This window comes from Streptomyces sp. NPDC006174 (genome assembly GCF_040614075.1).
Taxonomy (GTDB): Bacteria; Actinomycetota; Actinomycetes; order Streptomycetales; family Streptomycetaceae; genus Streptomyces.
In genome coordinates, this window is sequence record NZ_JBEXTJ010000005.1 from 215,758 (window position 1) to 238,344 (window position 22,587).

Sequence of the window (22,587 nt, forward strand, 5' to 3'; positions counted from 1 at the left end):
CGCCGGTAATCTGAAGCATTCGCCGTTCGTCACCGTCGTAATGAAGAGAGCACCGTGGCCGCCGACAAGATCGACACCATCGTCAGCCTGAGCAAGCGCCGTGGCTTCGTCTACCCCTGCAGTGAGATCTACGGTGGTCAGCGCGCCGCCTGGGACTACGGGCCGCTGGGCGTCGAGATGAAGGAGAACCTGAAGCGTCAGTGGTGGCGCTACATGGTCACCGCGCGCGAGGACGTGGTCGGTCTCGACTCGTCGGTCATCCTGGCGCCGGACGTCTGGGTCGCCTCGGGCCACGTCGCCACCTTCTCGGACCCGCTGACCGAGTGCACCTCCTGTCACAAGCGCTACCGCGCGGACCACCTGGAAGAGGCGTACGAGGAGAAGCACGGCAAGCCGCCGGTCAACGGCCTCGCCGACCTCAACTGCCCCAACTGCGGCAACAAGGGCACCTTCACCGAGCCCAAGCAGTTCTCGGGTCTGCTCTCCACGCACCTCGGCCCGACCCAGGACTCCGGCTCGGTCGCCTACCTGCGTCCCGAGACCGCGCAGGGCATCTTCACCAACTTCGGCCAGGTGCTGCAGACTTCGCGCAAGAAGCCGCCGTTCGGTATCGCGCAGATGGGCAAGTCCTTCCGGAACGAGATCACTCCGGGCAACTTCATCTTCCGGACGCGTGAGTTCGAGCAGATGGAGATGGAGTTCTTCGTCAAGCCGGGCGAGGACGAGGAGTGGCAGCAGTACTGGATGGACCAGCGCTGGAACTGGTACACCGACCTCGGCATGCGCGAGGAGAACATGCGCTGGTTCGAGCACCCGAAGGAGAAGCTCTCGCACTACTCCAAGCGGACCGCGGACATCGAGTACCGCTTCCGCTTCGGTGGCAGCGAGTGGGGCGAGCTGGAGGGCGTGGCCAACCGCACGGACTACGACCTCAAGGCGCACTCCGATGCCTCGGGTACCGACCTCCAGTACTACGACCAGGAGGCCAACGAGCGCTGGACGCCGTACGTCATCGAGCCCGCGGCCGGTGTCGGCCGCGCGATGCTGGCGTTCCTGCTCGACGCCTACGTCGAGGACGAGGCGCCGAACGCCAAGGGCGTCATGGAGAAGCGCACCGTGATGCGTCTCGACCCGCGCCTGGCGCCGGTCAAGGTCGCGGTCCTGCCGCTCTCCCGTAACCCGCAGCTCTCGCCGAAGGCCAAGGGCCTGGCGACCGACCTGCGGAAGAACTGGAACATCGAGTTCGACGACGCCGGCGCGATCGGCCGCCGCTACCGCCGCCAGGACGAGATCGGTACGCCGTTCTGTGTCACCGTCGACTTCGACACGCTGGACGACAACGCGGTGACCGTGCGCGAGCGCGACACGATGAAGCAGGAGCGCGTCTCGCTGGACCAGATCCAGGCGTACCTCGGCGCCCGTCTGATCGGCTGCTGACACCTGACGTAGGCCGCCCTACGCTTCCCGTAGGCGCGTGAGGCCCCCGGTTTCGGGTACGGAACCGGGGGCTTCGTCGTACGGTCCACCGGAGCCTCTCCGCCGCCGTCCCGGGAGGTATGCGATGCCGTCGATCACCAGCAGCAAGGTCACCAGATGGGACCAGCACGGCCGTGAACACGTCGTACAGGTACGGAAGTCGGGCATCGCGCGCGAGCTGACGTGCGCCACCTGCGGCTGGCGCCGCCCGGCCCAGTTCCTGCCGTGGCTCAAGGCCCAGGAGCACCTGACCGAGGCGCACCAGGCGACGGTGGACCCGACGGCGGCCTGAAAATCTGGTGCGGTGCGCTTCGGAGGCGCGGTACCGTTCCTGCATGTCTTCGTTCTTCCAGATCTACGAGTGAGAGCGCGGCGGGTGACGCAGCCCCCGCCGCCACAAGGACCGGCGCGACCGGCCCTTCGACCTTTCCTGACTCACTTCTCACCACCACGAATGGGAGAACGCCGTGGCCAAGAGCCGCAACAACCTCCTCGGCGTCGGCGGACAGCGTAAGAAGCTGTCCCGCGCCGAACAGCAGGGCGCGGGCTCCGCGCGAGGCGCCGACCGCAAGGTCGCCGAGGACAAGAAGCAGGAGCTGGTACGCAAGATGCGCGAGCGTGCCGAGGCTCAGACGGACACGACCGCCGAGCCGGCCGACCAGGACGCGCAGAGCTGACACGTAGGTACGACGGTGGGCCCGGATCATCCGTGATCCGGGCCCACACCCACACCGCGTGGACCCGGTGGAGGAGCGCGACCACCTGTTCCGCCTCGCCGGCCGTACCCCGCCCGTCCGGGGAACGACCGGTGAGCACATCAGCCCCGGCCTCCTCCGCATCCTCGACCGGCTGGACGACACCCCCGCCGAGATCGTCACCGAACTGGGGGAGACCCTGCGGCAGAGCCCGCTGGGCGTCGCCCTCACCGGCGACACGACCCGCTACTCGGGCCTCGACCGCTCCATCGGCTACCGCTGGTTCACCGACCCCGCCACCCGTTCGCTGTACGTGGCGGACGACCACGACTTCCCCTCCCGCATGTTCGCCTCCGGCCTGCGGGAGCTTGCCACGCTGCGGGGCGCCGGCTCCCGCGCGGCCCACTGCGCCGAGCTGCTCCTCGACCGTAGCGAGGAGTTCCGCCGCGTCTGGGACCGGCACGAGGTCGGCATCCGCCCGCACGAGGTCAAGCGCTTCATCCACCCCGAGGTGGGCGTCATGGAACTGAACTGCCAGCGGCTGCTGGACCCGGGACCAGTCGCACAGCCTGCTCGTGTACACGGCCGCGCCGGGCAGCGAGAGCTACGACCGGCTGCGTCTGCTGTCGGTCATCGGGCCACCGGCGATGACCTGACCCGCATCACCGAGCGCGGCGAGACCTGACGGACCGGCACGGCGATGACGACCACCGGAATCAGGACCGGCGTCCGTCCCCGTTCCCGTCCGGATCGCCGTCCCCGCCGCCACTGTCCTTGCCCTTGTCACGGTCGCTGAACTCGGGGACAGATCCGGGTGATGGTCCACGAGGAGCCGGGTGATGGCGTCGTCGGTGGGGTCCGTGACGAGCCGGCTGTGGGCGGAGGGGTGTGCGGCGAACAGCTCGCAGGCCTCCTTACGGGGGTCGAGTGCGGGACACCAGGGGAGCGGGGCGAGGGTGGCGAGCCCGGAGCCCTTCCAGCGGACCCAGACGGCGCTTCCGGGGCGTCCGCCTTCGTCCCAGAGCATGGCGGCGTGCCGGTCGTCGTGGTCGCCGCCGCGTTCGCAGAGGACGTGGCCGGTCTCGGGCCGTTGTCCGGGAGGTGTGAGGGCGACGAGGTGGTCCGGGGGCGGGAGGAGGGCGACGGCGGTGCACTGCTTCATGGCCGGTGCCGCTTTCGTGGGTCGTCGGAGGCGTCGTCATCGGTATCGGCGCCGGTTGCTCCGGCGATGAGGTCTCCGAGGGGATCGGTGATGTCCCAGGCGTGGCCGGTGGGATGGCTGGTCAAGAGCGAGCACCGCAGGGTGGCGTCGGTGCGCAGGTGCCGGAGGATGGCCGGGCACCAGGGCGCGGTGGCGATGCGGTGGGTGCGGTCGGTGTCGGTGCCGGTCCAGTGGAACCAGAGCGCGGGGCGGTCGGGGCTCTCGGCGGGAGACAGGAGCGCGGCGTGTTCGGTGCGGACGTCGTGCTCGCCGAGTTCGCACAGCACGTAGTGGTCGAGCGTGAAGTCGTGGGGTGAGGTGTCGGGTCCGTGGGCCATGGTGACGAGGGCGGTGAGCACCTCGCTGAGCGGGACCCGGGTCACGGCGGTGCATTGCGGCACGGAAGCCTCTTCTGTGGAGGGGGCTACAGCGGTGTGGCCGGGGAGGTGTGCCATCCGGCGAGGGTGACGCAGAGCCCGACGGCGGGGTCGGCGACGGTGAAGTGGAGCGGGAAGCCCGCTTCCAGCGTCCGTATCGCGTCGTCCTGGCGGTACGCGTCGGTGGCCCAGCACCGCAGGCTCTCGGGCGCGTCGGTGCTGTGGAAGAGGACGGCCCGTACGTCGCCGGGTGCCTCGTCTCGTACGGCACTCCCATGTCCGTTCGCGAGCCGGAGCGCCTGCCGCCGGAGCCAGAGGAGGACGAGGCGCCGGTTGCGTAGGGCGACGGCGCCGAGCGAGGCGTACCGCCGGCCGTCGGACACGGTGACCTCGGCCGCGTAGGCCGCCGTGCGCCTTATGCGGCACGCTCGTGATCGTCGTGCCGGATGAGGGCCTTCAGCCGCTCGGAGGCCGCCTCGATCTCCTCCACCACGGCGGTCTCCGTCGCGAACCGGTCCTCCAGCGCCACGTGCAACTCGGCGTAGAACAGGGCCCGGTAGGCGGGATCGGCTTCGATGCGTACGAGTTCGGCCAAGGGCTCGGCGGGGCGTGCCGGGCGCCGGGGGAGCCGGAGCCGTAGGTGGATCTCGGCCGCTCCCAGGAGGAGGACGAGCCGAACCCGCAGCCGGGCGAACGCGCCGCTCACAGCACCTCACCTCGACTGCGGGCATTGGCCCGAGCGGTACGGGCGCGGAGCTGCTCTATGGGAAGCGCGGGCCGCACGTGCCGGGCCTCGACCTCCCACTCGATTCCGCCGCCGACGGGCCGGAGCGACCAGTAGAGGCCGGCGACCCCGCGGAACTCGCCTACGCGGTTGCCTCGGCTGGTGTCTACCAGGAGCACACCCACGGTGGGCGGCAGCGACTCGGTTCCCACTCGCACCTGCTCCCTTTCTCTTAGTGATGGACTGTGTACTCCAGGCAACAGTGCGAACGCTCTCGGCGGTAGTGTCGGGAAGCGCACAAGAATGAAGAGCGTTAAGCCCTCAACGGCTCTGTGCAGAGGGAGTTGACGAAGCGTGAGTGCCAGCGAACCGAACGCAGGCTTTGACCGGCTGTTCCGCGAGACGGGGTGGACGCTCAGACAGTGCGCGCAGGCGGTCAACCGAATCGGCACGGAACGCGGCACCCCGAAGCAGTACCGTGCCCCTTCTGTACACCAGTGGCGGAGCGGGAGTGTGCCTCGCGAGGACGCTCGACCGCTGATCCTGGAGGCGTTCGCCCGCAAGCTGGGGCGGCCCGTGGCGCCGTCGGAAGCGGGCTTTCCTGTCCCGACGCCCAAGGTTGGGACGGAGGTAGAGCCTCTCAGTACGGTGGACGGGATCACTGATCTGGGGAGGTTGGACATGGACCCGTCCCGCCGTAGCGTGCTGGGTGTTGCCCTGTTCTCCGTCGCCCTTGCCGTGCCGGACTGGCCGGACGTCGTGGGCCGAATGGAGGCCGCGCAGCGCGGAGTCCGTTCCCGCATCGGTATGTCCGATGTCCACACCGTCGCCGCCATGACCGAGCAACTCTCTTCGATGGACGATCAGTTCGGGGGCCGCACCGCTCGGCCGCTCGCCGCTGCGTTTCTGGTGAACACGGTCGCGCCGTTCCTGCGATCCAGCGGTCCCGAGGACGTACGCAAGGCGATGATGTCGGCGGCGTCGGACCTCTGCTACCTCACGGGATACATGGCGGTCGACGAAGGACTGCACGGGCTGGCGCAGCGTTACTACCATCAGGCACTGGAGCTGGCCGGAGCGTCGGAGGATCACCTGACGTTCTGCACCACGCTCCGAGGGATGAGCGTGCAAGCCGTGGACCTGGGACAAGGGCCGGTGGCCATGCGCCTTGCGGATGCCGCAGCGGCTGGGTCGCCCCAAGCCGGACCACGGATGCGCGCTTTCCTTGCCGGACAACAGGCGCATGCGGCGGCGCAGATCGGTGACCAGCGCTCGGCTCTCCTGTACCTGCAGGAAGCCGAGGTCGCCATGGACAAGGCGGAAGCTCGTGCTAAGGCCTTCGGCTCGTACGATCCTGCGTCTCTGTGCTACCACACGAGCCAGGTGCGGTTCGAAATGGGCGATGTACATGGCGCTGTCGCTGCCATGCAGGAGTCGGACCGCCTGCGGTACAGCGTCTACCGCCGTACGCGCGTGAAGGAGCGAGCGATCCTCGCGGAACGGCAACTGGCAACGGGCCACCTTGAAGCCGCTTGCCAGACATGGGGGCTCGCGCTGGACGACTACCCCCAAGTGAATTCGGGCCGCATCGACAAGCGCATGACGGACATGTTCACCCTCATTCGCCCGCACATCAGGAACCATGATGCTCAGGCCCTTTACGAACGGGCGCGGGAGACCGTCAGGCCTGAACTGATTCCGGCGTGACGGAGAGGCGATATACGCGGAACGAGCGAGGGGCCGCCCAGGCTTTCCGGCCGCTGAGGCGCCGCAGGATTCAGCGGCCGGCGGGCGAGCAGTGGGGATCCGGACGCTCTGCCTCGGAGACGGACCTCGGGGATCGGGACCTGGTGGTGGACCAGGTGGTGGTGCGCGAAGGGCAACCTTCGGAGAACGCGGCGAGGGTGCTCGGCCCGGCGGGGAGCGAGAGCGCGTGGATCAGGAGCCGGAGGTTCGAACTGGACGGCATCCGGTGCTGCTGGCCACCTCGTACCTTGCCGCCGCCCTGGTCGCGGGTCCGGCCGTCACCCAGCGGGACACCGGACCGGGAGGGCCTACGCACGACTGGCCGAACTGGACCACGAGCCGGCCCACTTCCGTGAGGAGGTCCGCTCGCGCAGGCCTCGGCCGGAGGAGACGTCAAGGCTGAGCCTTCCGGCAGGTACACCCGTCATGCTCGTCTGCCGGACCGCCTTCGCGGAGGACCGGCGCGTCGTTGAGGTCAACGAGATGGTCCTGGACGCGTCGGCCCACGTCCATGAGTACGACTTTGAGGCGTGACGGCCGGATCAAGGTCCTCTGGCGTCCGCGTCACCGGGTCATGCATGGTGAGGCTTCCTGCTACGGAAAGGGCACTCCGTGAAGACCGAATCTTCCCGTTGGTTCACGTCCTCGTACAGCTCGAACGGCGGTGCCTTGCCTGCGTTGAGGTTGCCGCCAACTTCGTCGCCGCGCAGGGCATCGTCCCGGTCCGTGACTCCAAGTGCGTGGACGGCCCGGTGGTCGACGTCCGTACGGCCGCGTTCTCGGCGTTCGTCGCGGGTGTGCGGGCCGGACCGTTCGACGCCGCCTGACGAGCCGATCCAGGACCGCTCCACCGTGCCGCGCACGGTGGAGCGGTCCTGCTGTCCGGCCGTCGCGTGCAGAGTTCGTCAGGTCTGTTGGCGGAAGGCCCACACGCCGCCGGACACCGGCCACGTTGACCGAATTCCGCCTCTTTCCCGCAGCCGCCGGAAAAAGTCGAGAAAATAGGTGAGTGACCTTCCGCTTCTGCTGGGTAGCCGGGCTCGTGAGGGCCCGGGGAGGCCTGCGATTATTTCCGGGAGGGAATGCGATGAAGAAGGTCATCCTGGCTGCGGTTTCGGTGTCTCTGGGAGCGACGGCACTGGTGGGGTGCGGCGGTGAGAGTTCCGACGACGCGTTCGAGGGAAAGAGCGCGGACACCATCGCGGCGGAAGCGGTCAAGGCGACGCGTGACGCGAAATCCCTGCGGATCGTCGGAAAGGCGCAGCAGCCCGACGGCAACGAGATCGGCCTCGATTTCCACGTCGACGACCAGGACCACTGTACGGGCACCATGACCGGACAGGGGGCCAAGGCCGATGTCGTCCAGGTCGGGCAGAGCGTCTACGTGCGGGGCGACGAGAAGTTCTGGCAGAACACGCTGAAGGGCAAGCCCGGCACCGAGAAGGTGGTCAAGCAGGTGCAGGACAAGTGGGTGGTCTCCGATTCGACGCAGGCCGGGACGGAGGGAATGTGCGACAAGCAGGCCGCCCTCGCGATGCTGGACAGCGACAAGTCCGAGCGCAAGGGAATGAAGAAGGGCGAGACCACGGAGGTCGACGGCACGCCCGCGCTGATCCTGGAGAAGAAGCAGGAGAACGGCGAGAAGATCACCATGTACGTGGCCACCGAGGGCGAGCCCTACGTTCTCAAGGCGGTGTCCGAAGGCGGCAAAGTGCCGAGCGAGACGGTGCTGAGTGATTACAACAAGAAGGTCGACGCGCAGAAGCCCGCCGCCGAGGACGTGGTGGATCTGAAGAAGATCAACGCCTGACGCATTCCGCTCTCCAGGCGCGCAGAATTTTTTCCGGCCTCGGTAGGTGTTCCCCAGCGGAATTCTGTCCTCCGGTTGGCGGGAAAGTTTTCCGGCCGCTGAGAAAGGGGTTCTTCCACCGGCCGGTGGAAGAACCCCTTTCTCGGCTCTGTGACGGAAGAGTTCTGAGTTTCCGGTGAACAGCGTGCCGAGCGCGGTGGGGCCTCCTGCTCTCCGGGAGCGTCCAGGGGCTTTTGGCCGCTCCGGGTCGGCAGGTCAGACTGAGGGCGGCCTCGCCTCACCTCCGTACGCCGGACCTCCCGGCCCTCTCCTCGCCCCGTCAGGAAACGCCGTGCCTCACGCCTCCGCCGCCTCTCCGGCCCCGCGCGCCGGATCGCACCGGTTCTCCTCGGTGATCAGCCGCATCGCCGAGGAGATGGCCACACTCACCGACCACGGCACGCCCGCCGACTACATACCGATGCTCGCCGGTGCCGACCCCCGGCGGTTCGGCATGGCCGTCGCGGAGCCGGACGGGACCGTCTACGGGGTCGGCGACTGGCGGCAGCCGTTCTCGACGCAGTCCATCTCCAAGGTGTTCGCGCTGGCCCTGGCGCTCTCGCTGGACGGCGAGCAGCTCTGGCGAGGCGTGGGCCGCGAGCCGTCCGGCAACCCGTTCAACTCGCTGGTGCAGCTGGAGTACGAGAACGGGATTCCGCGCAATCCGTTCATCAACGCCGGTGCGTTGGTCGTGACCGACCGGCTGCAAGGTCTGACCGGGGACGCCGCCGGCCAGGTGCGTGAGCTGCTGCGGGTGGAGAGCGGCAACTCCGCCATCGACTTCAGACCGGAGGTGGCCGCCTCCGAGGCGGCCTACGGTGACCGCAACGCCGCGCTGGCCCACTTCATGGCCTCCTACGGCAACATCACGCTCCCGGTCCCCACCTTGCTCGCCGCCTACTTCCGCCAGTGCTCCATCGAGGCGTCCTGCGCGGACCTGGCCCTCGCTGCCGGATTCCTGGCCCGGCGCGGTGTCCGGGCCGAGGGTTCGGCGCTGCTGACCCGCAGCCAGGCGAAGCAGGTCAACGCGGTGATGCTCACCTGCGGTACGTACGACGCGGCCGGTGAGTTCGCGTACCGGGTGGGGCTGCCGGGCAAGAGCGGCGTCGGCGGCGGGATCATCGCCATCGTGCCGGGCGTGTGCACGCTGTGCGTCTGGAGCCCGGGCCTCGACAAGCGCGGCAACTCGGTGGCGGGCGTCTCGGCCCTGGACCGCTTCACCACGCTGACCGGGCTGTCCGTCTTCTGACCTGCTCGGCGGCCTCACGACTTGAGGGCCACCAGCCGGTACTGCGGATCCGGACGGGCCGTGTCCTGGTCCGGCAGCGCGGCGAGCCGTCGGCGTACGTCGGCCGCCCGGCCCGGAGCCGCGTGCGTGCACCAGTGGATGAGGCCCGTGTCGATCGCCTCGCACCAGCCGCGAGGGCTGCGGCCCTGGCCGATGCCCGGGAACACCGTCCGGCCCGTGAGCTCCAGACCCAGGTCCGCCGCCGCGCCGAGCACCCGGGCCGAGCGGTCGGACACGCGAGGCGCGTACCGGTGCCGCAGCTCCGCCGTGATCCGGGCGAGGTCGCTGTCCTCGGCGAAGTACGCGTCGTCCTTGTCGACGGTGGTGATCAGCACGCCGCCGGGCCGCAGCACGCGGGCCGCCTCGGCCAGCACCGCTTCGGCGTCCGGCAGGAGATGGAGCAGCCACACGATGACGACGGCGTCCACCGAGGCCGTCGTGCACGGCAGCCTGGTGGCGTCGCCTCGTACGACGCCTCCTGGCATCCGCCGTCCGGCCAGGCCCAGCATGCCGGGCGAACGGTCGACGCCCACCACCGTCCGCCCAGGCCGTACCAGCCGCTCGGTCACGATGCCGGTGCCGCACGCGATGTCCAGGACCACGCACGGCCCTTCCGGCAGGAGCCGTTCCACCGCGTCCGCAGCCGCGCGGGCTCTCGGTTCACCACCTCGGGAGGCGTCGTAGTGCGTGGCCTCGTCGTCGTAGTCGAGCATGTCCTCATCCTGTCCCACCCCGCGTACCGCGCGGCGCCCGAGCACCCGATACCGCCCGCCGTCCCGGTTTTGAACCGTCTCCCGGGGGCAACCGGCCGCCATGGAAACCAACGAGTCCGCCGAAGAAGCGACGGTGACCCAAGGGGACGAGCACCATGTCCTCCTCAGCGCGGACACCAACGGCGACGGCAAGCCCGACGTGTGGATGACGGACACGACCGGTGACGGCGTCGCGGATGTCTACCAGTTCGACACCACCGGCGACGGGAGGATCGACGTGACCGTGGTCGAAGGAGGGGAGGAGCCCGGCACCGACCGGCTGGTGATAGAAGGCGACGGCGGGCTCCCGCAGCAGGTCTAGGGTCTGTCGTCGTCCTGCCGCCTGCCGGGCGACGTCTGGCAGGCACGCTCCGAGGCTGCCAGCCGATGGGTCAGGAGACCGGTCATGGCACGCACGCCGTGGCCGATCGCGCGCTCGTCGGCCGCGAACTCGGGAGAGTGCGGCGCGCCGTCGATCCCCGCATCGGTGTCCGCGACGCCGAGGTAGAGCTGCGCGCCGGGAGCCTCGTTCAGGAACAGCGCGAAGTCCTCGCAGTTGTAGGGCCACGACGCCCGGGCCCACAGGACGGACTCCGGCCCCAGCGTCGAAGCCGGGCACCGGCGCGCAACCGAATTGTGGGAGCGCGGTCGTACGCTGCGCTGGTGCACAGCATCGAGCTCCTGCCGGACGAGGCGACCGAGCGGGTCGTACGGCGCGTGTGGCGGTCCATCGCCGACGAGGGCCTGCCCAGCCAGGCCGGCCACCGCCACCCGACCAACCGGCCGCACCTCACGCTCGCCACGGCGGACGTCCTGCCGGCCGCGACCCGCGGAGCGCTGGCGGAGGCGCTCGACGCGCTGCCGCTGCCGCTCCACCTGACCGGGCTGCTGCGCTTCTCCGGCCGGAGCAATGTGCTGGCCTGGGCGGTCCGGCCGGACGCCGCGCTGCTCACGCTGCACGAGAGGGTATGGCGGATCCTGCGAGAGGCCGACGGTGACGGCCGGTCGCATCCGCTGCTCGCTCCTGGCCGATGGGTCCCGCACATCACGCTCGGCCGCGGCCGCGACGCCGTGTGGGCCGGTCCCGACGGCCGGTGGCTTCCGCCAGGAGCGGCGGCGTCGGGACGGTGGGCCGAGGCCCGGACGTACGACTCGACGAGCCGTACGACGGCGCGCATCGGACCGGACGTGCGGTGACTTGGGTGCCCCGGAACGAAAGGGTTCCGGGGCACCCGGCATGACGCGAGAGCCGTACGCGGGCTCAGCTACCGGCCGGCCCAGGCGCCACCACGCAGGTGGACTTGCCCGTCTCCAGCGCGTCGTTGACCGCCGTCATGCCCTGGCCACGGCGGCGCATGTCTGGCAACTCCCGCCTGAAACAGGGCTCTTCGGGAGTCGGAAGTGTTCCCCTTGCCTTACAGCTCCGCCAGCCAGACATGTCCCGGATGTACCCGGCTGAGCAGCCCGGTCAACGTCCCGCGCTGGGCCGGGGCCAGGTACGGGACGGTCGCGTCGAAGTCCGCCTGGTCCTTCGGGCGGCGGTGCTTTGCCTTGGACAGCAGGACCAACGCGCGGCCGGAATCCCGATCTCGGTGTTCCCGTGAGGCCGCGTCCGCCGGCCCCGGAACAGATCCAGCGCCCAGCCGGCGGCCACGTACCAGGGCGTACCGATCCCGGCCAGTCGCCGCGCGACCTCGCGCGGGGTCCAGGAGGAGGACCACCGGGCGTCGAGGGCTTCGATCTCGCGCGGAGACAGGTGGACTCCTCCGGCGGGAAGGTGTTCGCCCACGGCGGGAACGTACCGGCGAGCCTGAAGGCTTCCGGGCCCGCGCGGCCGCACCGATCGCCACTGTTCACCAAGTCGCGGTGTCAGCAAGGAACTTCGGGGCATCCGAGCGATAGGCCGGTCCGCATCGGGATCGGATCTCGGAGCGACCGTCCCGAAGGAGTGGCAGATGACTACGCAGTACGGCAACCAGCCGACCGGTCAGCAGAACCATGGCACGCCTCAGCGCGGGGCGAGCAGCAACGTGCTCAGCATCATCGCGATCGTCCTGGGCGTGATCGGGTTCATCATCCTGCCCATCGTCTTCGCGCTGGCCGGCCTGGTGATGGCCATCATCGCCAAGACCGTCCGGCACGAGCGGCTCTCCACGGTCGCCATCGTCGTCAGCGCCATCGGGCTGGTGGGCGGCATGATTCTGGGCGCGGTCCTCGCCAGCATGTAAGTGAGCCGGAGAACGCGGAGGAGCCCGAGGCGGACAGAGCCTCGGGCTCCTGGTGTGCGTACGCTCAGCGCGCGGCGGAGTCGGCGAGCTGCTTGATCTTCTCGAGCGGACAGCCGCCTGCGGTGGCGACGACCAGACCGTACGCCGCGGCCGGGGTGGCAGGGTGGTGTCCATGCCCAGCGACCGTCTCATGCGCATCCACAGCCCCGAGTTCCAGGCCATGGCCGACAGGGTTCTCCGGGCCACCGAACTGACCTCCCGGCTGAACGTCCTGCCTTTCGAGGACGAGGACGGCAAGGCGGCGCTGTTCGCACAGATCCTCGGCAGGCCGCTGCCGCCCAGGACCACGGTCTATCCGCCCTTCTTCACCGACCACGGCCTCCGTCTCGACCTGGCCGACCGGGTGTTCATCAACCAGAACTGCACGTTCCTGGACTACGCGGGAATCCGGCTCGACGAGCGCGTGATGGTCGGCCCGAAGGCCACGTTCATCACGAGCGGCCACCCGGTCGACCCGGAGGAGCGGCGCCACTACCTCACCGGCGGGCCCATCCACGTACAGGAGAACGTCTGGATCGGCGCCGGCGCCACGATCCTGCCGGGCGTCACCATCGGCAGGGACGCGGTGATCGCGGCCGGCGCGGTGGTGGCCGAGGACGTCCCGGCGGCGACCTTGATGACCGGCCCGAAGGCGGCCGTACACCGCCAGTGGTGAGGGGCGTGCTCGGACGGCACGTGGGCCGGCCTCCAGGGGCTCATATGAGGGAGGAAGGCGTCGGCGCCCGTTGGTGGAGTGCGCCGATGTCATCGACCAGGCGGTTCCCGGCACCGGCCTGGCAGGTGAGGAGCGTCTCGCCGCACTGGAGGCTGAACGCGCGCGCCTGGAGCCGCTCGGCGCCGTACACGTGCAGACGCTGTACGACGGCCACGATGCGTGCATTCCGATGCTGGATATCGAGGGCAACGAGTTCTGCATCGACTGACGCTCTTCCGGACGACAGCCCCGCAGGATCTTCCAGGCCCTGGTGTTGCCTGAACGCGGCCTGTCCTCAGTCGAGCATTCCGGCGCGCAATACCGCCAAGGTGCGTTTGAGGATGCGTGAGACGTGCATCTGCGAAACGCCCAGATGCGCGCCGATCTCTGTCTGCGTCAGTTCCTGTCCGTAGCGCAGCCGCAGCACGGTGCGCTGGCGGTCGTCCAGAGCTGCCAGGAGAGGCGCGAGCGTGTGCAGGTTCTCCACGTGCTGCAGCCTGCTGTCCTGGTCGCCGAGCGTTTCGGACCAGCTCGGCGTGGTGCTTCCGGCACCGTCGGCGCCGGTGCCGAGGGGGGCGTCGAGGGAGTCGGCGGTGTAGCCGTTGGCCGCGATCAGCGCCTCTGCCACGTCCTCATCGGGCAGGCCGAGATGGAGGGCCAGCTCCGAGGTGGTGGGGGCGCGGTCGAGATGCACGGCCAGATCCTCGCGGGCGGCCTTGATGGAGGAGCGCAGTTCCTTGAGGCGCCTGGGTACGTGGACGGACCAGGTGGTGTCACGGAAGAAGCGCTTGATTTCGCCGCTGATGTAAGGGAGTGCGAAAGCGGGGAAGTCCACCTCACGGGAGAGTTCGAAGCGCTCGATGGCCTTGATGAGGCCGATGGTGCCGACCTGGAGGATGTCTTCGAACTGCCCGGCCTGGTGGATGCGGTAGCGCCTTGCCGCGAACCGCACCAGGTTCATATGGATCTCGACCAGGGTGTTGCGGACGTACTGGTGTGCGGTGGTGCCCTCCTCCAGTTCGGCGAGCCGCGCGAAGAGCAGCCGGCTGATCTCTCGGGAGTCCTTCGGCGACGGGGCCCGCTGATTCTGGTCCGGCAGCAAGTCGTCTGCCATGGCACGAGTTACGGACGGATTCCCGGTGCGAACCTTCATCAAGCATTTCCTTCGGGTGGCGAGAATACCTTCACATCGAAACCTACCTGGTCCGGAGAGGAATTCTCTGACGCCATCGGGAGTGCGGAAGAATGGGATGGAGTGATGAACGCCTGGGCGGACCGGAAAGGATCAAATAGGGAAAGTGGATGCCTGAAATTCCTGAGGCGATGGTTCCGAGGAGAGACTTACGAGGATGAGGCGGAGGGAGCCGGAGAGGGGCGTCAGGGACCGGAGAGCGGCACGGCCACGGTGATCGTCTTGCCGCCGGTGGGCAGGGCTTGGACGACGACCTGGTCGGCGACCTTGTTGATCACCCACCATCCCAGGCCGGCCAGGCCGGTGCTTCCGGGAGCCGGTGCGCGTGGACAGAGAGGAAGTATCTCCTCGCAGGTGTCGGTCACGGTGATGGTGACCTCGTCGCTGTGGAGGAGGCACACGAGGAAGCAGCCGGGGGAGTGCTCCTGGTGGTGGAGCAGGTCGGGGGAGTTCTCCGGGTGGTGGAGCACATCGCGGGAGTCCTGGGGATGGTGGAGCACATGCCCGACGAGTTCGGAGGCGACCAGCATCGCGTCCTCGAAACCGGCCCGGTGCGCCCGGAGGTAGGAGTTGTCCGGCGAGCACAGCAGAGGGTGGAGAGCGAACTCCACTTCTCTGCGCGCCTCGGCCGCCGAGGCCGGCCGGCATACGTGACCGGCCGCGTCGGCTTCGTTTCCTGTCACGGAGTATCCACCTGGCTCTCTGCCTCGCGGCGCTCAGGAAGCCGAGCGGTGTGAGGCGGATCCAGGTGGCGTGTTCCGCTGTTCCGGGATCTGAAGTGCGGGCTGCTGATCCGTCGGTGACGTCCGCAGGATGGCTTCCGCCGCGAGCAGAGCGTCCTGGACGGTCCGGGTGCCGGTGCTGACGCACAACGTGTACGTCACGTCCTCCAGACTCCGCTGCAGCTCGTAGTGGGAGTCCTGGGAGTGTTCCAGCTGCAGCTCGTAGTAACGGGCCAGCAGCGTGCGAATCGTGTCCGGGCGAGGGAGCAGCATGCGTCACCATCCGTCACATCGGTCGTGTCACAGCCCTTGTGCCCCCTAGGGCCGCTCCCATCCCGGCGGTCTGCCTCGTACGCCCGGACGGACGGGTACCGACCGGGTCCGGCCACGCGCTTCCGGAGCGTCCCGGCAGTCGGACGGGTGTGCTTCGCCGTGGACAGGGCAGCCGACGCACATGGCTGTTCTGCGCAGAGTCGCCCGGCCCTTGCTGGCCACGAAATTCATCCGCGACGGGTACACGGCGGTACGCCACCCCGTCCCCCGGGACCACTCCGGTGGTACCGGCAACGATCCGCTCGCGAGACTGGCCTCGCGGTACTCCTTCCTCCCGGACGACCCCGAGCAGCTCGCACGCCTCCAAGGTGCGGTGCAGCTCGGCGCCGGAGTCCTCCTCGCACTGGGACGCGCGCCCCGGCTGGCGTCGGCGGCCCTTGCGGTGACACTGGTGCCGTCGGCCCTGGCGGCCTACTCCGACGGAGCGGACGAGGATCCCGACGAACGTGCGGCCCGGCGGGCCGAGTTGCTCGCGAACGTGTCCCTGGCCGGAGGCCTCCTCATCGCCGCGGCCGACACGCACGGCAAGCCGTCGCTCGCCTACCGCACCCGCCACGCCGCGGACCAGGCGTCCAACGCCCTCTCCCACCGGGCCCACGCCGTCACCGACCGGCTCGGCGACGTGACGGACACGGCGGTGAACAGCGTCACGGACTCCGTCGCGGCGGCCCGCAAGCACCTTCCCTGAAACACCTGGCACCGGTGACCGGCCGGTAGCGGGAATGCGGCATGGTGCACGACGCCGCCAGGCCGAGGACGACTCGCTGATTCGGCCCGGGCCGCTGGTCCTGGGGCGGAGCCGAAACAAGGGGCCCATCGCCGTCACGGCGATGGGCCCCTCTACTTTCATGGGCTTGAGCGAGTTGCGGGGGCAGGCCACTGGCATGGATGCGGTTTGCTGGTGTGAGCGGCCTGTCAACAGGTGCTAGCCACGCCGTCCGGCAAAGGACTCCTGACAACTGCCGGCTCAGCGAGCCCCGAACCGTTGACGGTCCGGGGTTCACAGGCTGTTCGAGGCGCTCGTCCGCAGGTCGAACGCGAGGTGCTCGATGTCGGTGAAGCGCACTTCGTCCAGGGCGCCGACGCGGCGGCCGCCATCCTGGAAGTACGCCTCCTCAAGCGCTCCGGCCATCAAGCCCTGCCGCGATCATTCTGCCCTGCGCCCGAGATGCGTAGATTTCGATGGCGACGAACAGCACTCCGAGCAGCACGAGCACGACGGCGACAATCATGATGAGCCTCCTGATCCAGAATTGCCTGTTGACGAAGTCTTCGGCGGCATAACTCCCGAATTGCGTCGCTGCGTAGCAGCCGACTCCGACCGCCAGGCCAACGCCGCCGGTGGTGACACGCCGAAGGCGGCTGCTGTAGCCCCGCAGGTGGCCCCTACGAGCGCGCCGGCAGCCATGCCCGTCAAGCCGGCAAAGCCTGCTTTCGTGTTACCACCGGCGAAATCGCCTACGACTCCGGCGATGTCGAATGCTGTTCGGGCCTTGTCCACCAATCCGCCCCGACTGAGCAGTCCGGTGGGGTCGATGCGGTTGACGGGGTCGCCCTCGGCGTAGAGGTAGGGGTTCTTCTCCTGGCCGGAGGGGCCGGAGGTGGTGAAGCGGCCGATGTTGGGGTCGTAGTAGCGGGCGGCGAAGTGGTAGAGGCCGGTGGCTTCCTGGTAGCCACCGGCGAAACATGGATATGCGCGCAAAGTAGCCCCACTCGCTGCAGCATGAATATGCATCCCAGCGTGTGGGGCTCATCTCTGTAAGACCTGCATACTCGTTCGACATGGCAGATCGGCGTTTCCTGGTCCCTACGGACTGGCAACACCGCCCACGGCTACTGGTATCAGGCCCGCCCGTTCTTTCCCCTCTGGATGAAAAAATACCCCACCATGGAGATGCATGCGATGATTCCCAGAAGCGCCCATCCTCCACTATTTCCCGAAATAATCAGGAAGATCGAAAAGGCTACACCCAGAACTGCAAAAACGGCCGCGAACTGAACATAGCGCCTGACGGCGGCCCGCTGCTCCATCGTCCATCCGACATGCGGCTCCGACATGCTGAATTCCTTCCCGTTGCCGGGTGGGAGAGGGGAATTACCCTCTCCCACCCGGAATTTTACCTATCCGCTGACAGCGTTAGATGCTATTTGCCCTGCGCTCCACGAGATTGCGTAGCAACCCGCCGTAGCACCCAGGGATCCTCCTAGAGTGGGACCAGCGCTTGCGGCTACTGCCGCTCCGCACAAGGCTCCTGCCACGCCACCGGCGACCACACCTGCGACGTCGCCCCACAAAGCTTGAGTGTCTCCCTGGGCCAAGTGAACCGCTCCGGTGGCGACGTCGCCAATAGGACCGAGTGCATCCGCGACACCATCGAAGCTGATGAGTCCGGTGGGGTCGATGCGGTTGACCGGGTCGCCTTCGGCGTAGAGGTAGGGGTTCTTCTCCTGGCCGGAGGGGTCGGGGGTGGTGAAGCGGCCGATGTTGGGGTCGTAGTAGCGAGCCGCGAAGTGGTAAAGACCGGTGGGGTCCTGGTAGCCACCGGCGAAGCGGTAGGGCTGCGGCACCTGCTCGTTCGTGCCGGCGCGCTGGACGCCGCGCGGGCTGTAGGCGTAGGCGTTGACCTTCGTGCCCGCCTCGTCGGCCAGGGCCACGACGCTGCCGAGTGCGTCGGTGAGGTAGTAGTGGTTCTTGCCCCCGCGGGTCATGGAGTTCAGGGTGCCCCCGGGTTCACGGTTGAATCCGGTGTCGACTCCGGCTGTTGAGGTGGCGGAGAGGCCGAGCGGGCCGTTGTGGAAGAAGGTGTCGCCGAGCTTGATGCGCTCGGACTGGTCCGTGGAACCGTACTGGCCCGCGTAGGTCTTGCCGCCGGTGGTGATCGACGTCATCTGTGAGTGGTCGGTCCACTTGATGCCGGTGCGAGTGGTCTCCGGGGTGGAGGCGGCGGCGGTCTCGTTGCCGATCTGGTTGTAGGACCAGTTGGTGGTGGAGCCGTCCTTCGCGGTGATCTGCTGGGCGTCGTTGATGGTGTAGGTGGTGCCGCGCGGGCAGCCCTTGTCGGTGCCCTGGGAGGTGAGGTTGCCGGCGAGGTCGTAGCAGTACTGCCAGGAGGAGTTGAGCGTGCTGCCCTTGGTTTCCGCCGCGTAGGAGAAGCGGCCGGCGCTGTCGTACTCGTAGCTGGTCTTCGTGCCGGCGACCGCGTCGGTGGTGGTGCGGATCTTGCCGCCGTCCTTGCCGTCCGGGCGGGTGTAGGTGTAGGCGAGGTCGACCAGGGTGCCCTTGGGGCTGGTGGCCTTGATCCTCTCGGGGCGGCCGGACTTGTCCGGCGTGACCGTGTGGACGGTGTTGCCGGGGTAGGTGGTCGTGGTGCGGACGTCGTTCTTGTTGTACGCGTACTTGGTGATCTTGCCCGTCGGGTCCTTGAGCTCGGTGAGCTTGTTGACCTTGTTCCAGGTGTAGTCGGTCAGGCCGGCGGGGTCTTTGTAGGTGTCGACGTTGCCGGCCGGGGTGTAGGCCAGGACCGTCTGCGAGCCGTTCTGCAGGGTGCGGACCGTTTCGCGGGAGAGCGGGTCGAATTCGTAGGTGATGACGCCGGTGCCGTCGGAGCGCTGGACGAGGTTGCCGTCGCCGTCGTACTCGTAGGTGACGGTCTGGTAGTTGGAGGAGTCGACCTTCTTGACCCGGTCGCGGTGGTCGTACTCGTAGGTGATGGTGATTCCGCGGGCGTCCTTCGCGCTCACCACCCGGCCCAGGTCGTCGTAGGTGTAGGTCGTCGTGCCCAGCGGCGCCGGGGCCTTGACCGTCTTCAGGTTGCCCTGGGCGTCGTAGGTGAAGTTCGTGGCCACCGACTTGGACGCGGTCAGTTTCGTGGTGACCTTGCAGGTCTGGCCTTCGAAGCCGCCGCAGGTGGGGGTGGCGGGGTTGTAGTCGAAGGACTGGTTGCCGCCGCCGGTGCCCTGGACGGCGACGGTCTTGGTGTTGCCGGCCGTGTCGTAGGTGTAGTCGGTCTTGTCGTCTTCCGCCGTGGTCGACCGGGCGGGCAGATCCCTGCCCGCGATCGTCTGGTACCCCTCCACGGTCGCGGACGCCCCGGTGGGAAGCGTGGAGCCGGTGGGGTTGTTGCGCGAGTCCCAGCCGTACTTCGTGACGTTGGCGCCGACGCCACCGGTGCCCATGGCGTCGGCGGCCTCCTCCACGTTCCGGTTCGCGTCGTACTTCTTGGAGCGCGTCTGCTGCAGCGCGTCGGTGACCTTGGTGACCTGGCCGTCCGCGTCGTGCTCGTACTTCGTGGCGTGGGTCTCCGGGTCGGTGACCGTCGTCGTACCGGCCGCTGACGGACTCGTGGCGGAGTAGGCGTAGGTCCAGGTCGGGCCGGTGTGGCCGGAGCCGTTCAGCTCGGTGGCCCGGAGCATCGAGGTGACGCGGTTCTGGTTGTCGTAGGTGAAGACCGTCACCCGGCCTTTCGGCGTGGTGATCTTCGTCAGGCGGCGCGAGGAGTCGTAGCCGAACACCGTGGCCTTGCCCTCGGTGTCCGTCGTCTTCGCCAGGTCACCGGCCGCGTTGAGGTCGAGGACGGCGGTGCGGCCGGTGTGGTCCTTGGCCTGCCACTGGTTCGCGTACGTCTTGACCAGGTCCACCCATCGGCCCGAGCGGGTCTCGGTGAGCTTGAAGCCCTTGTGTTCCGCGCCCTCGTTGTGCTGGGTGACGGTGATGGAGCCCTTGTTCCTGTCCGTCACCTTCGTCAGCGTGCCGCTGGCGTTGTAGGTGTCCTTGGAGCCGGACTTGCGATCGGTCAGCGTGTACGTGCCGTCCGCGTTCTTCTTCAGGTCCTGGGAGTAGCCCTTCGGCGTGGTGAGCGTCCCGTTCGACTCCTTGGCGAAGCGGACCGCCGCTCCGGTGGCGTCGTACAGGACCACCTCGTCCGTGTTCGACAGGTTCAGGTAGCGCTCGTACTCCTGCCACCACCGCTGCGACACCTTGCCCCACGGTGCGTCGAGCGAGTTGTACGTCCGGGCCAGCCGCAGACCCTGCCCCACCCCCGCGACATCGAAGTCGGTGCCGGCCAGCATCAGGTTGCCGTTGGAGTGGTTGACCCGGGCCACCAGCGAGTCGGTGATCCGGAAGTCGGAGATCTGGTGCCACGGGACCGAGCCCTGACCCTCCGGGACGTACGCCGACGACTCGGCGGCCACCGAGCTGCGGGCGGCCTGTCGTGCGGGTGCGGGCGGTGCGCCCGTCTCGGCCCGGTCCTTCTCCTCCTCCAGCCAGGCCGCCTTCTCCTCGGAAGGAGCCGCCTGCGCCGCACTGGCCACCGGCTTGTTGGAGCCGACCTTCACCGGCGGAATCTCCGCCTTCGGACCGCCCGGGCCCCAGACCGAGACCGGGGCCGGAGCCGGGTCCTCACCCGGCGCGGCCAGCGCCGGCAGTGCGGAAGCGCCCAGAGCGGCGACCACCAAAGCCGCCGTCAGAGCACTTCTGCGAGATGTACGAGATGTACGAGCACGCCGAAACGGCGTGCCGGAAGCACGCGAAACCATGCGATCCCCCCGCGGGATTCGTGGACACGGTGACCGCTGCGATCACCGGAGCGGCACACGCTGCCACGATTCCTTCACGCGACACGAACAAGTTCTCGACCAGAAACGCGTAAACGAGTCAGATCAAGCCGACTTCGGTGTCCGGTTCATCCGTGAACGGGATCTCGCGAGGAATCTCTTTCCTTGTAGCAACTGTTTCGGCATCAAGGAAACGGGGCCGAAAACCGACCATGCGAACGACCGATCCTCGCTTCGAACGCGCGGGTGATCAAGGTCGGGCGAAGAAACGCATGGTGAGGAGGAGGGTCATCGAAGAGGGCGGATCTAGGGCGAGGCCCGGGTTTCGCAGAACCGACCGGACTGCCCGTTTGGTCGGCGCCTCTCGCTGCTGGGCGCACGCGATCACATGGCCTCACCGCAGCCGAGCTCGTTTTGCCGCCGCCGGCCGCCACGCCACGGCCGCCACCCCTCCCGCGTTCGCGGAAGCCCGAGCCGGCCGCCCCTTCCGCGTACGCGACAATGGAGCAATGACCACGCTCGCCCCTGCCCTTCCTCAGCTCCGTATCGGCCCGCACACCGTGCAGCCGCCCGTGGTGCTCGCGCCCATGGCCGGGATCACCAATGCTCCGTTCCGGACGCTGTGCCGGGAGTTCTCCGGAGGCAAGGGGCTGTTCGTCAGCGAGATGATCACCACGCGGGCGCTGGTGGAGCGCAACGAGAAGACCATGCAGCTCATCCATTTCGACGCGACCGAGACCCCGCGCTCGATCCAGCTGTACGGAGTGGACCCGGTCACCGTCGGCAAGGCCGTCCGCATGATCGTCGACGAGAACCTCGCCGACCACATCGACCTCAACTTCGGCTGCCCGGTCCCCAAGGTCACCCGCAAGGGCGGCGGCTCCGCGCTTCCGTACAAGCGGCCGCTGCTGCGCGCCATCCTCAAGGAGGCCGTCTCGGGCGCCGGAGACCTGCCTGTCACCATCAAGATGCGCAAGGGCATCGACGACGACCACCTCACCTTCCTGGACGCCGGCCGCATCGCCGTGGAGGAAGGCGTCACCGCCGTCGCCCTGCACGGGCGCACCACCGCTCAGCACTACGGCGGCACCGCCGACTGGGACGCCATCGCCCGGCTCAAGGAGCACGTCCCGGAGATCCCCGTACTCGGCAACGGCGACATCTGGTGCGCCGATGACGCGCTGCGGATGATGCGTGAGACCGGATGCGACGGCGTGGTCGTCGGGCGCGGATGCCTCGGGCGGCCCTGGCTCTTCGCCGATCTGGTCAACGCCATGGAGGGCAGCGCGACCCGGCACGCGCCCACCCTGCGCGAGGTCGCGGACGTCATGGTGCGGCACGCGACGCTGCTGGGGGAGTGGATCGGCGACGAGGCGCGTGGCGTGATCGACTTCCGTAAGCACGTGGCCTGGTATCTCAAGGGCTTCGCGGTCGGCTCCGAGATGCGCAAGAAGCTGGCCATCACCTCCTCGCTGGAGGAGCTGGCCGGCCAGCTGCACGAGCTGGACCTCGACCAGCCCTGGCCGGACGGCGCCGACGGGCCGCGCGGGCGGACCTCGGGCAACAACCGGGTCGTCCTGCCGGACGGCTGGCTCAAGGACCCGTACGACTGCTCGGGCGTCAGCGCCGACGCGGAGCTGGACACCTCCGGCGGCTGAGGTCGTACGCGTACGAGCGCGGCTGCGAGACTGCTG

General features: G+C 68.5%; 27 protein-coding genes and 4 pseudogenes. 16 read left to right on the forward strand and 15 right to left on the reverse strand.

Going from position 1 to position 22,587, the window contains the following annotated elements:
- Positions 1–54: 54 nt before the first annotated feature.
- The 4 genes and pseudogenes from ABZ267_RS13220 to ABZ267_RS13235 all read left to right on the forward strand — a co-directional run bounded on the left by ABZ267_RS13220 (position 55) and on the right by ABZ267_RS13235 (position 2,827).
- A complete protein-coding gene (locus ABZ267_RS13220) occupies positions 55–1,437 on the forward strand; it encodes a glycine--tRNA ligase (protein WP_356750378.1) in 1,383 nt (460 codons plus the stop codon).
- A gap of 124 nt (positions 1,438–1,561) precedes the next feature.
- On the forward strand, positions 1,562–1,768 hold the full coding sequence (locus tag ABZ267_RS13225) for a hypothetical protein (protein ID WP_356750380.1): 207 nt from the start codon (positions 1,562–1,564) through the stop codon (positions 1,766–1,768).
- A gap of 175 nt (positions 1,769–1,943) precedes the next feature.
- Positions 1,944–2,153 (forward strand): DUF6243 family protein, encoded by a 210-nt coding sequence (locus ABZ267_RS13230; RefSeq protein ID WP_356750382.1) that lies wholly within the window; start codon positions 1,944–1,946, stop codon positions 2,151–2,153.
- A gap of 25 nt (positions 2,154–2,178) precedes the next feature.
- Positions 2,179–2,827, forward strand: a pseudogene (locus ABZ267_RS13235) (transcriptional regulator).
- Here the strand turns inward: ABZ267_RS13235 and ABZ267_RS13240 are convergent.
- The 5 genes from ABZ267_RS13240 to ABZ267_RS13260 are packed head-to-tail and all read right to left on the reverse strand — an operon-like array spanning position 2,776 to position 4,691.
- Entirely contained in the window at positions 2,776–3,333 is a 558-nt protein-coding gene (locus tag ABZ267_RS13240) for a hypothetical protein (RefSeq protein WP_356750384.1), read from the reverse strand. The pseudogene ABZ267_RS13235 and the gene ABZ267_RS13240 overlap by 52 nt on opposite strands.
- Positions 3,330–3,773 carry a hypothetical protein gene (locus tag ABZ267_RS13245; protein WP_356750386.1) on the reverse strand — a complete coding sequence of 148 codons (444 nt, stop codon included), beginning with the start codon at positions 3,771–3,773 and terminating at the stop codon, positions 3,330–3,332. Before ABZ267_RS13245 ends, ABZ267_RS13240 begins: the two co-directional genes overlap by 4 nt.
- Positions 3,774–3,796: 23 nt before the next feature.
- Positions 3,797–4,168, reverse strand: a complete 372-nt coding sequence (locus ABZ267_RS13250) for a hypothetical protein (protein ID WP_356750449.1) — start codon at positions 4,166–4,168, stop codon at positions 3,797–3,799.
- Positions 4,165–4,455, reverse strand: coding sequence for a hypothetical protein (locus ABZ267_RS13255; protein WP_356750388.1), 291 nt, complete (start codon positions 4,453–4,455; stop codon positions 4,165–4,167). Before ABZ267_RS13255 ends, ABZ267_RS13250 begins: the two co-directional genes overlap by 4 nt.
- Positions 4,452–4,691 (reverse strand): hypothetical protein, encoded by a 240-nt coding sequence (locus ABZ267_RS13260; protein WP_356750390.1) that lies wholly within the window; start codon positions 4,689–4,691, stop codon positions 4,452–4,454. The genes ABZ267_RS13255 and ABZ267_RS13260 overlap by 4 nt, the downstream gene beginning before the upstream one ends.
- A gap of 136 nt (positions 4,692–4,827) precedes the next feature.
- Between ABZ267_RS13260 and ABZ267_RS13265 the strand changes: the two genes are divergently transcribed.
- The 5 genes and pseudogenes from ABZ267_RS13265 (at position 4,828) to ABZ267_RS13285 (ending at position 9,317) form a co-directional block, all read left to right on the forward strand.
- Positions 4,828–6,180, forward strand: coding sequence for a tetratricopeptide repeat protein (locus ABZ267_RS13265; RefSeq protein ID WP_356750392.1), 1,353 nt, complete (start codon positions 4,828–4,830; stop codon positions 6,178–6,180).
- A gap of 366 nt (positions 6,181–6,546) precedes the next feature.
- Positions 6,547–6,753, forward strand: coding sequence for a UTRA domain-containing protein (locus ABZ267_RS13270; RefSeq protein ID WP_356750451.1), 207 nt, complete (start codon positions 6,547–6,549; stop codon positions 6,751–6,753).
- 78 nt (positions 6,754–6,831) lie between these two features.
- Positions 6,832–7,046 (forward strand): annotated as a pseudogene (locus tag ABZ267_RS13275) (DUF397 domain-containing protein).
- A gap of 260 nt (positions 7,047–7,306) precedes the next feature.
- Positions 7,307–8,029, forward strand: a complete 723-nt coding sequence (locus ABZ267_RS13280; RefSeq protein WP_356750394.1) for a hypothetical protein — start codon at positions 7,307–7,309, stop codon at positions 8,027–8,029.
- Between the two features lie 415 nt (positions 8,030–8,444).
- A complete protein-coding gene (locus tag ABZ267_RS13285; protein WP_356750452.1) occupies positions 8,445–9,317 on the forward strand; it encodes a glutaminase in 873 nt (290 codons plus the stop codon).
- 14 nt (positions 9,318–9,331) lie between these two features.
- Here the strand turns inward: ABZ267_RS13285 and ABZ267_RS13290 are convergent, their stop codons facing one another.
- The gene (locus ABZ267_RS13290; RefSeq protein WP_356750396.1) at positions 9,332–10,069 is read right to left on the reverse strand and encodes a class I SAM-dependent methyltransferase; all 738 of its coding nucleotides are present in this window, start codon (positions 10,067–10,069) and stop codon (positions 9,332–9,334) included.
- 100 nt (positions 10,070–10,169) lie between these two features.
- On the opposite strand from ABZ267_RS13290, the gene ABZ267_RS13295 reads away from it, so the two are divergent.
- Positions 10,170–10,430, forward strand: coding sequence for a hypothetical protein (locus tag ABZ267_RS13295; RefSeq protein WP_356750398.1), 261 nt, complete (start codon positions 10,170–10,172; stop codon positions 10,428–10,430).
- On the opposite strand, the gene ABZ267_RS13300 is transcribed toward ABZ267_RS13295, so the two are convergent.
- Entirely contained in the window at positions 10,427–10,777 is a 351-nt protein-coding gene (locus ABZ267_RS13300) for a hypothetical protein (RefSeq protein ID WP_356750400.1), read from the reverse strand. The two genes, ABZ267_RS13295 and ABZ267_RS13300, sit on opposite strands and share 4 nt — an antisense overlap.
- Here ABZ267_RS13300 and ABZ267_RS13305 point away from each other — a divergent pair.
- Positions 10,772–11,305, forward strand: coding sequence for a 2'-5' RNA ligase family protein (locus ABZ267_RS13305; RefSeq protein ID WP_356750402.1), 534 nt, complete (start codon positions 10,772–10,774; stop codon positions 11,303–11,305). The two genes, ABZ267_RS13300 and ABZ267_RS13305, sit on opposite strands and share 6 nt — an antisense overlap.
- 218 nt (positions 11,306–11,523) lie before the next feature.
- On the opposite strand, the pseudogene ABZ267_RS13310 reads toward ABZ267_RS13305, so the two are convergent.
- Positions 11,524–11,897, reverse strand: a pseudogene (locus ABZ267_RS13310) (hypothetical protein).
- A 166-nt stretch (positions 11,898–12,063) separates the two neighbouring features.
- On the opposite strand from ABZ267_RS13310, the gene ABZ267_RS13315 reads away from it, so the two are divergent.
- The 3 genes and pseudogenes from ABZ267_RS13315 to ABZ267_RS13325 all read left to right on the forward strand — a co-directional run.
- Positions 12,064–12,336, forward strand: coding sequence for a hypothetical protein (locus ABZ267_RS13315; protein ID WP_356750404.1), 273 nt, complete (start codon positions 12,064–12,066; stop codon positions 12,334–12,336).
- A gap of 172 nt (positions 12,337–12,508) precedes the next feature.
- On the forward strand, positions 12,509–13,051 hold the full coding sequence (locus ABZ267_RS13320; protein ID WP_356750406.1) for a DapH/DapD/GlmU-related protein: 543 nt from the start codon (positions 12,509–12,511) through the stop codon (positions 13,049–13,051).
- A 109-nt stretch (positions 13,052–13,160) separates the two neighbouring features.
- Positions 13,161–13,319, forward strand: a pseudogene (locus tag ABZ267_RS13325) (VOC family protein); the annotation flags it as partial.
- Between the two features lie 66 nt (positions 13,320–13,385).
- On the opposite strand, the gene ABZ267_RS13330 reads toward ABZ267_RS13325, so the two are convergent.
- From ABZ267_RS13330 to ABZ267_RS13340, 3 genes are all read right to left on the reverse strand, one after another.
- The gene (locus tag ABZ267_RS13330; RefSeq protein ID WP_356750408.1) at positions 13,386–14,204 is read right to left on the reverse strand and encodes a SigB/SigF/SigG family RNA polymerase sigma factor; all 819 of its coding nucleotides are present in this window, start codon (positions 14,202–14,204) and stop codon (positions 13,386–13,388) included.
- A gap of 263 nt (positions 14,205–14,467) precedes the next feature.
- Positions 14,468–14,965, reverse strand: coding sequence for a hypothetical protein (locus tag ABZ267_RS13335; RefSeq protein WP_356750410.1), 498 nt, complete (start codon positions 14,963–14,965; stop codon positions 14,468–14,470).
- Positions 14,966–14,998: 33 nt separating this feature from the next.
- Entirely contained in the window at positions 14,999–15,277 is a 279-nt protein-coding gene (locus ABZ267_RS13340) for a DUF5133 domain-containing protein (RefSeq protein ID WP_356750412.1), read from the reverse strand.
- 211 nt (positions 15,278–15,488) lie between these two features.
- On the opposite strand from ABZ267_RS13340, the gene ABZ267_RS13345 reads away from it, so the two are divergent.
- A complete protein-coding gene (locus ABZ267_RS13345; RefSeq protein WP_356750414.1) occupies positions 15,489–16,025 on the forward strand; it encodes a DoxX family protein in 537 nt (178 codons plus the stop codon).
- A 312-nt stretch (positions 16,026–16,337) separates the two neighbouring features.
- Here the strand turns inward: ABZ267_RS13345 and ABZ267_RS13350 are convergent, their stop codons facing one another.
- The 4 genes from ABZ267_RS13350 to ABZ267_RS13365 all read right to left on the reverse strand — a co-directional run bounded on the left by ABZ267_RS13350 (position 16,338) and on the right by ABZ267_RS13365 (position 20,791).
- Positions 16,338–16,469, reverse strand: a complete 132-nt coding sequence (locus tag ABZ267_RS13350) for a hypothetical protein (protein ID WP_356750416.1) — start codon at positions 16,467–16,469, stop codon at positions 16,338–16,340.
- A 96-nt stretch (positions 16,470–16,565) separates the two neighbouring features.
- Positions 16,566–17,072, reverse strand: coding sequence for an RHS repeat-associated core domain-containing protein (locus ABZ267_RS13355; protein WP_356750418.1), 507 nt, complete (start codon positions 17,070–17,072; stop codon positions 16,566–16,568).
- A gap of 107 nt (positions 17,073–17,179) precedes the next feature.
- Positions 17,180–17,395: a hypothetical protein gene (locus ABZ267_RS13360; RefSeq protein WP_356750420.1), complete on the reverse strand. Its 216-nt coding sequence runs from the start codon at positions 17,393–17,395 to the stop codon at positions 17,180–17,182.
- Between the two features lie 63 nt (positions 17,396–17,458).
- A complete protein-coding gene (locus tag ABZ267_RS13365) occupies positions 17,459–20,791 on the reverse strand; it encodes an RHS repeat-associated core domain-containing protein (RefSeq protein ID WP_356750422.1) in 3,333 nt (1,110 codons plus the stop codon).
- A 611-nt stretch (positions 20,792–21,402) separates the two neighbouring features.
- Here ABZ267_RS13365 and dusB point away from each other — a divergent pair.
- Complete coding sequence (gene dusB / locus ABZ267_RS13370; RefSeq protein ID WP_356750424.1) at positions 21,403–22,551, forward strand: tRNA dihydrouridine synthase DusB; 1,149 nt, start codon at positions 21,403–21,405, stop codon at positions 22,549–22,551.
- Positions 22,552–22,587 lie beyond the last annotated feature (36 nt).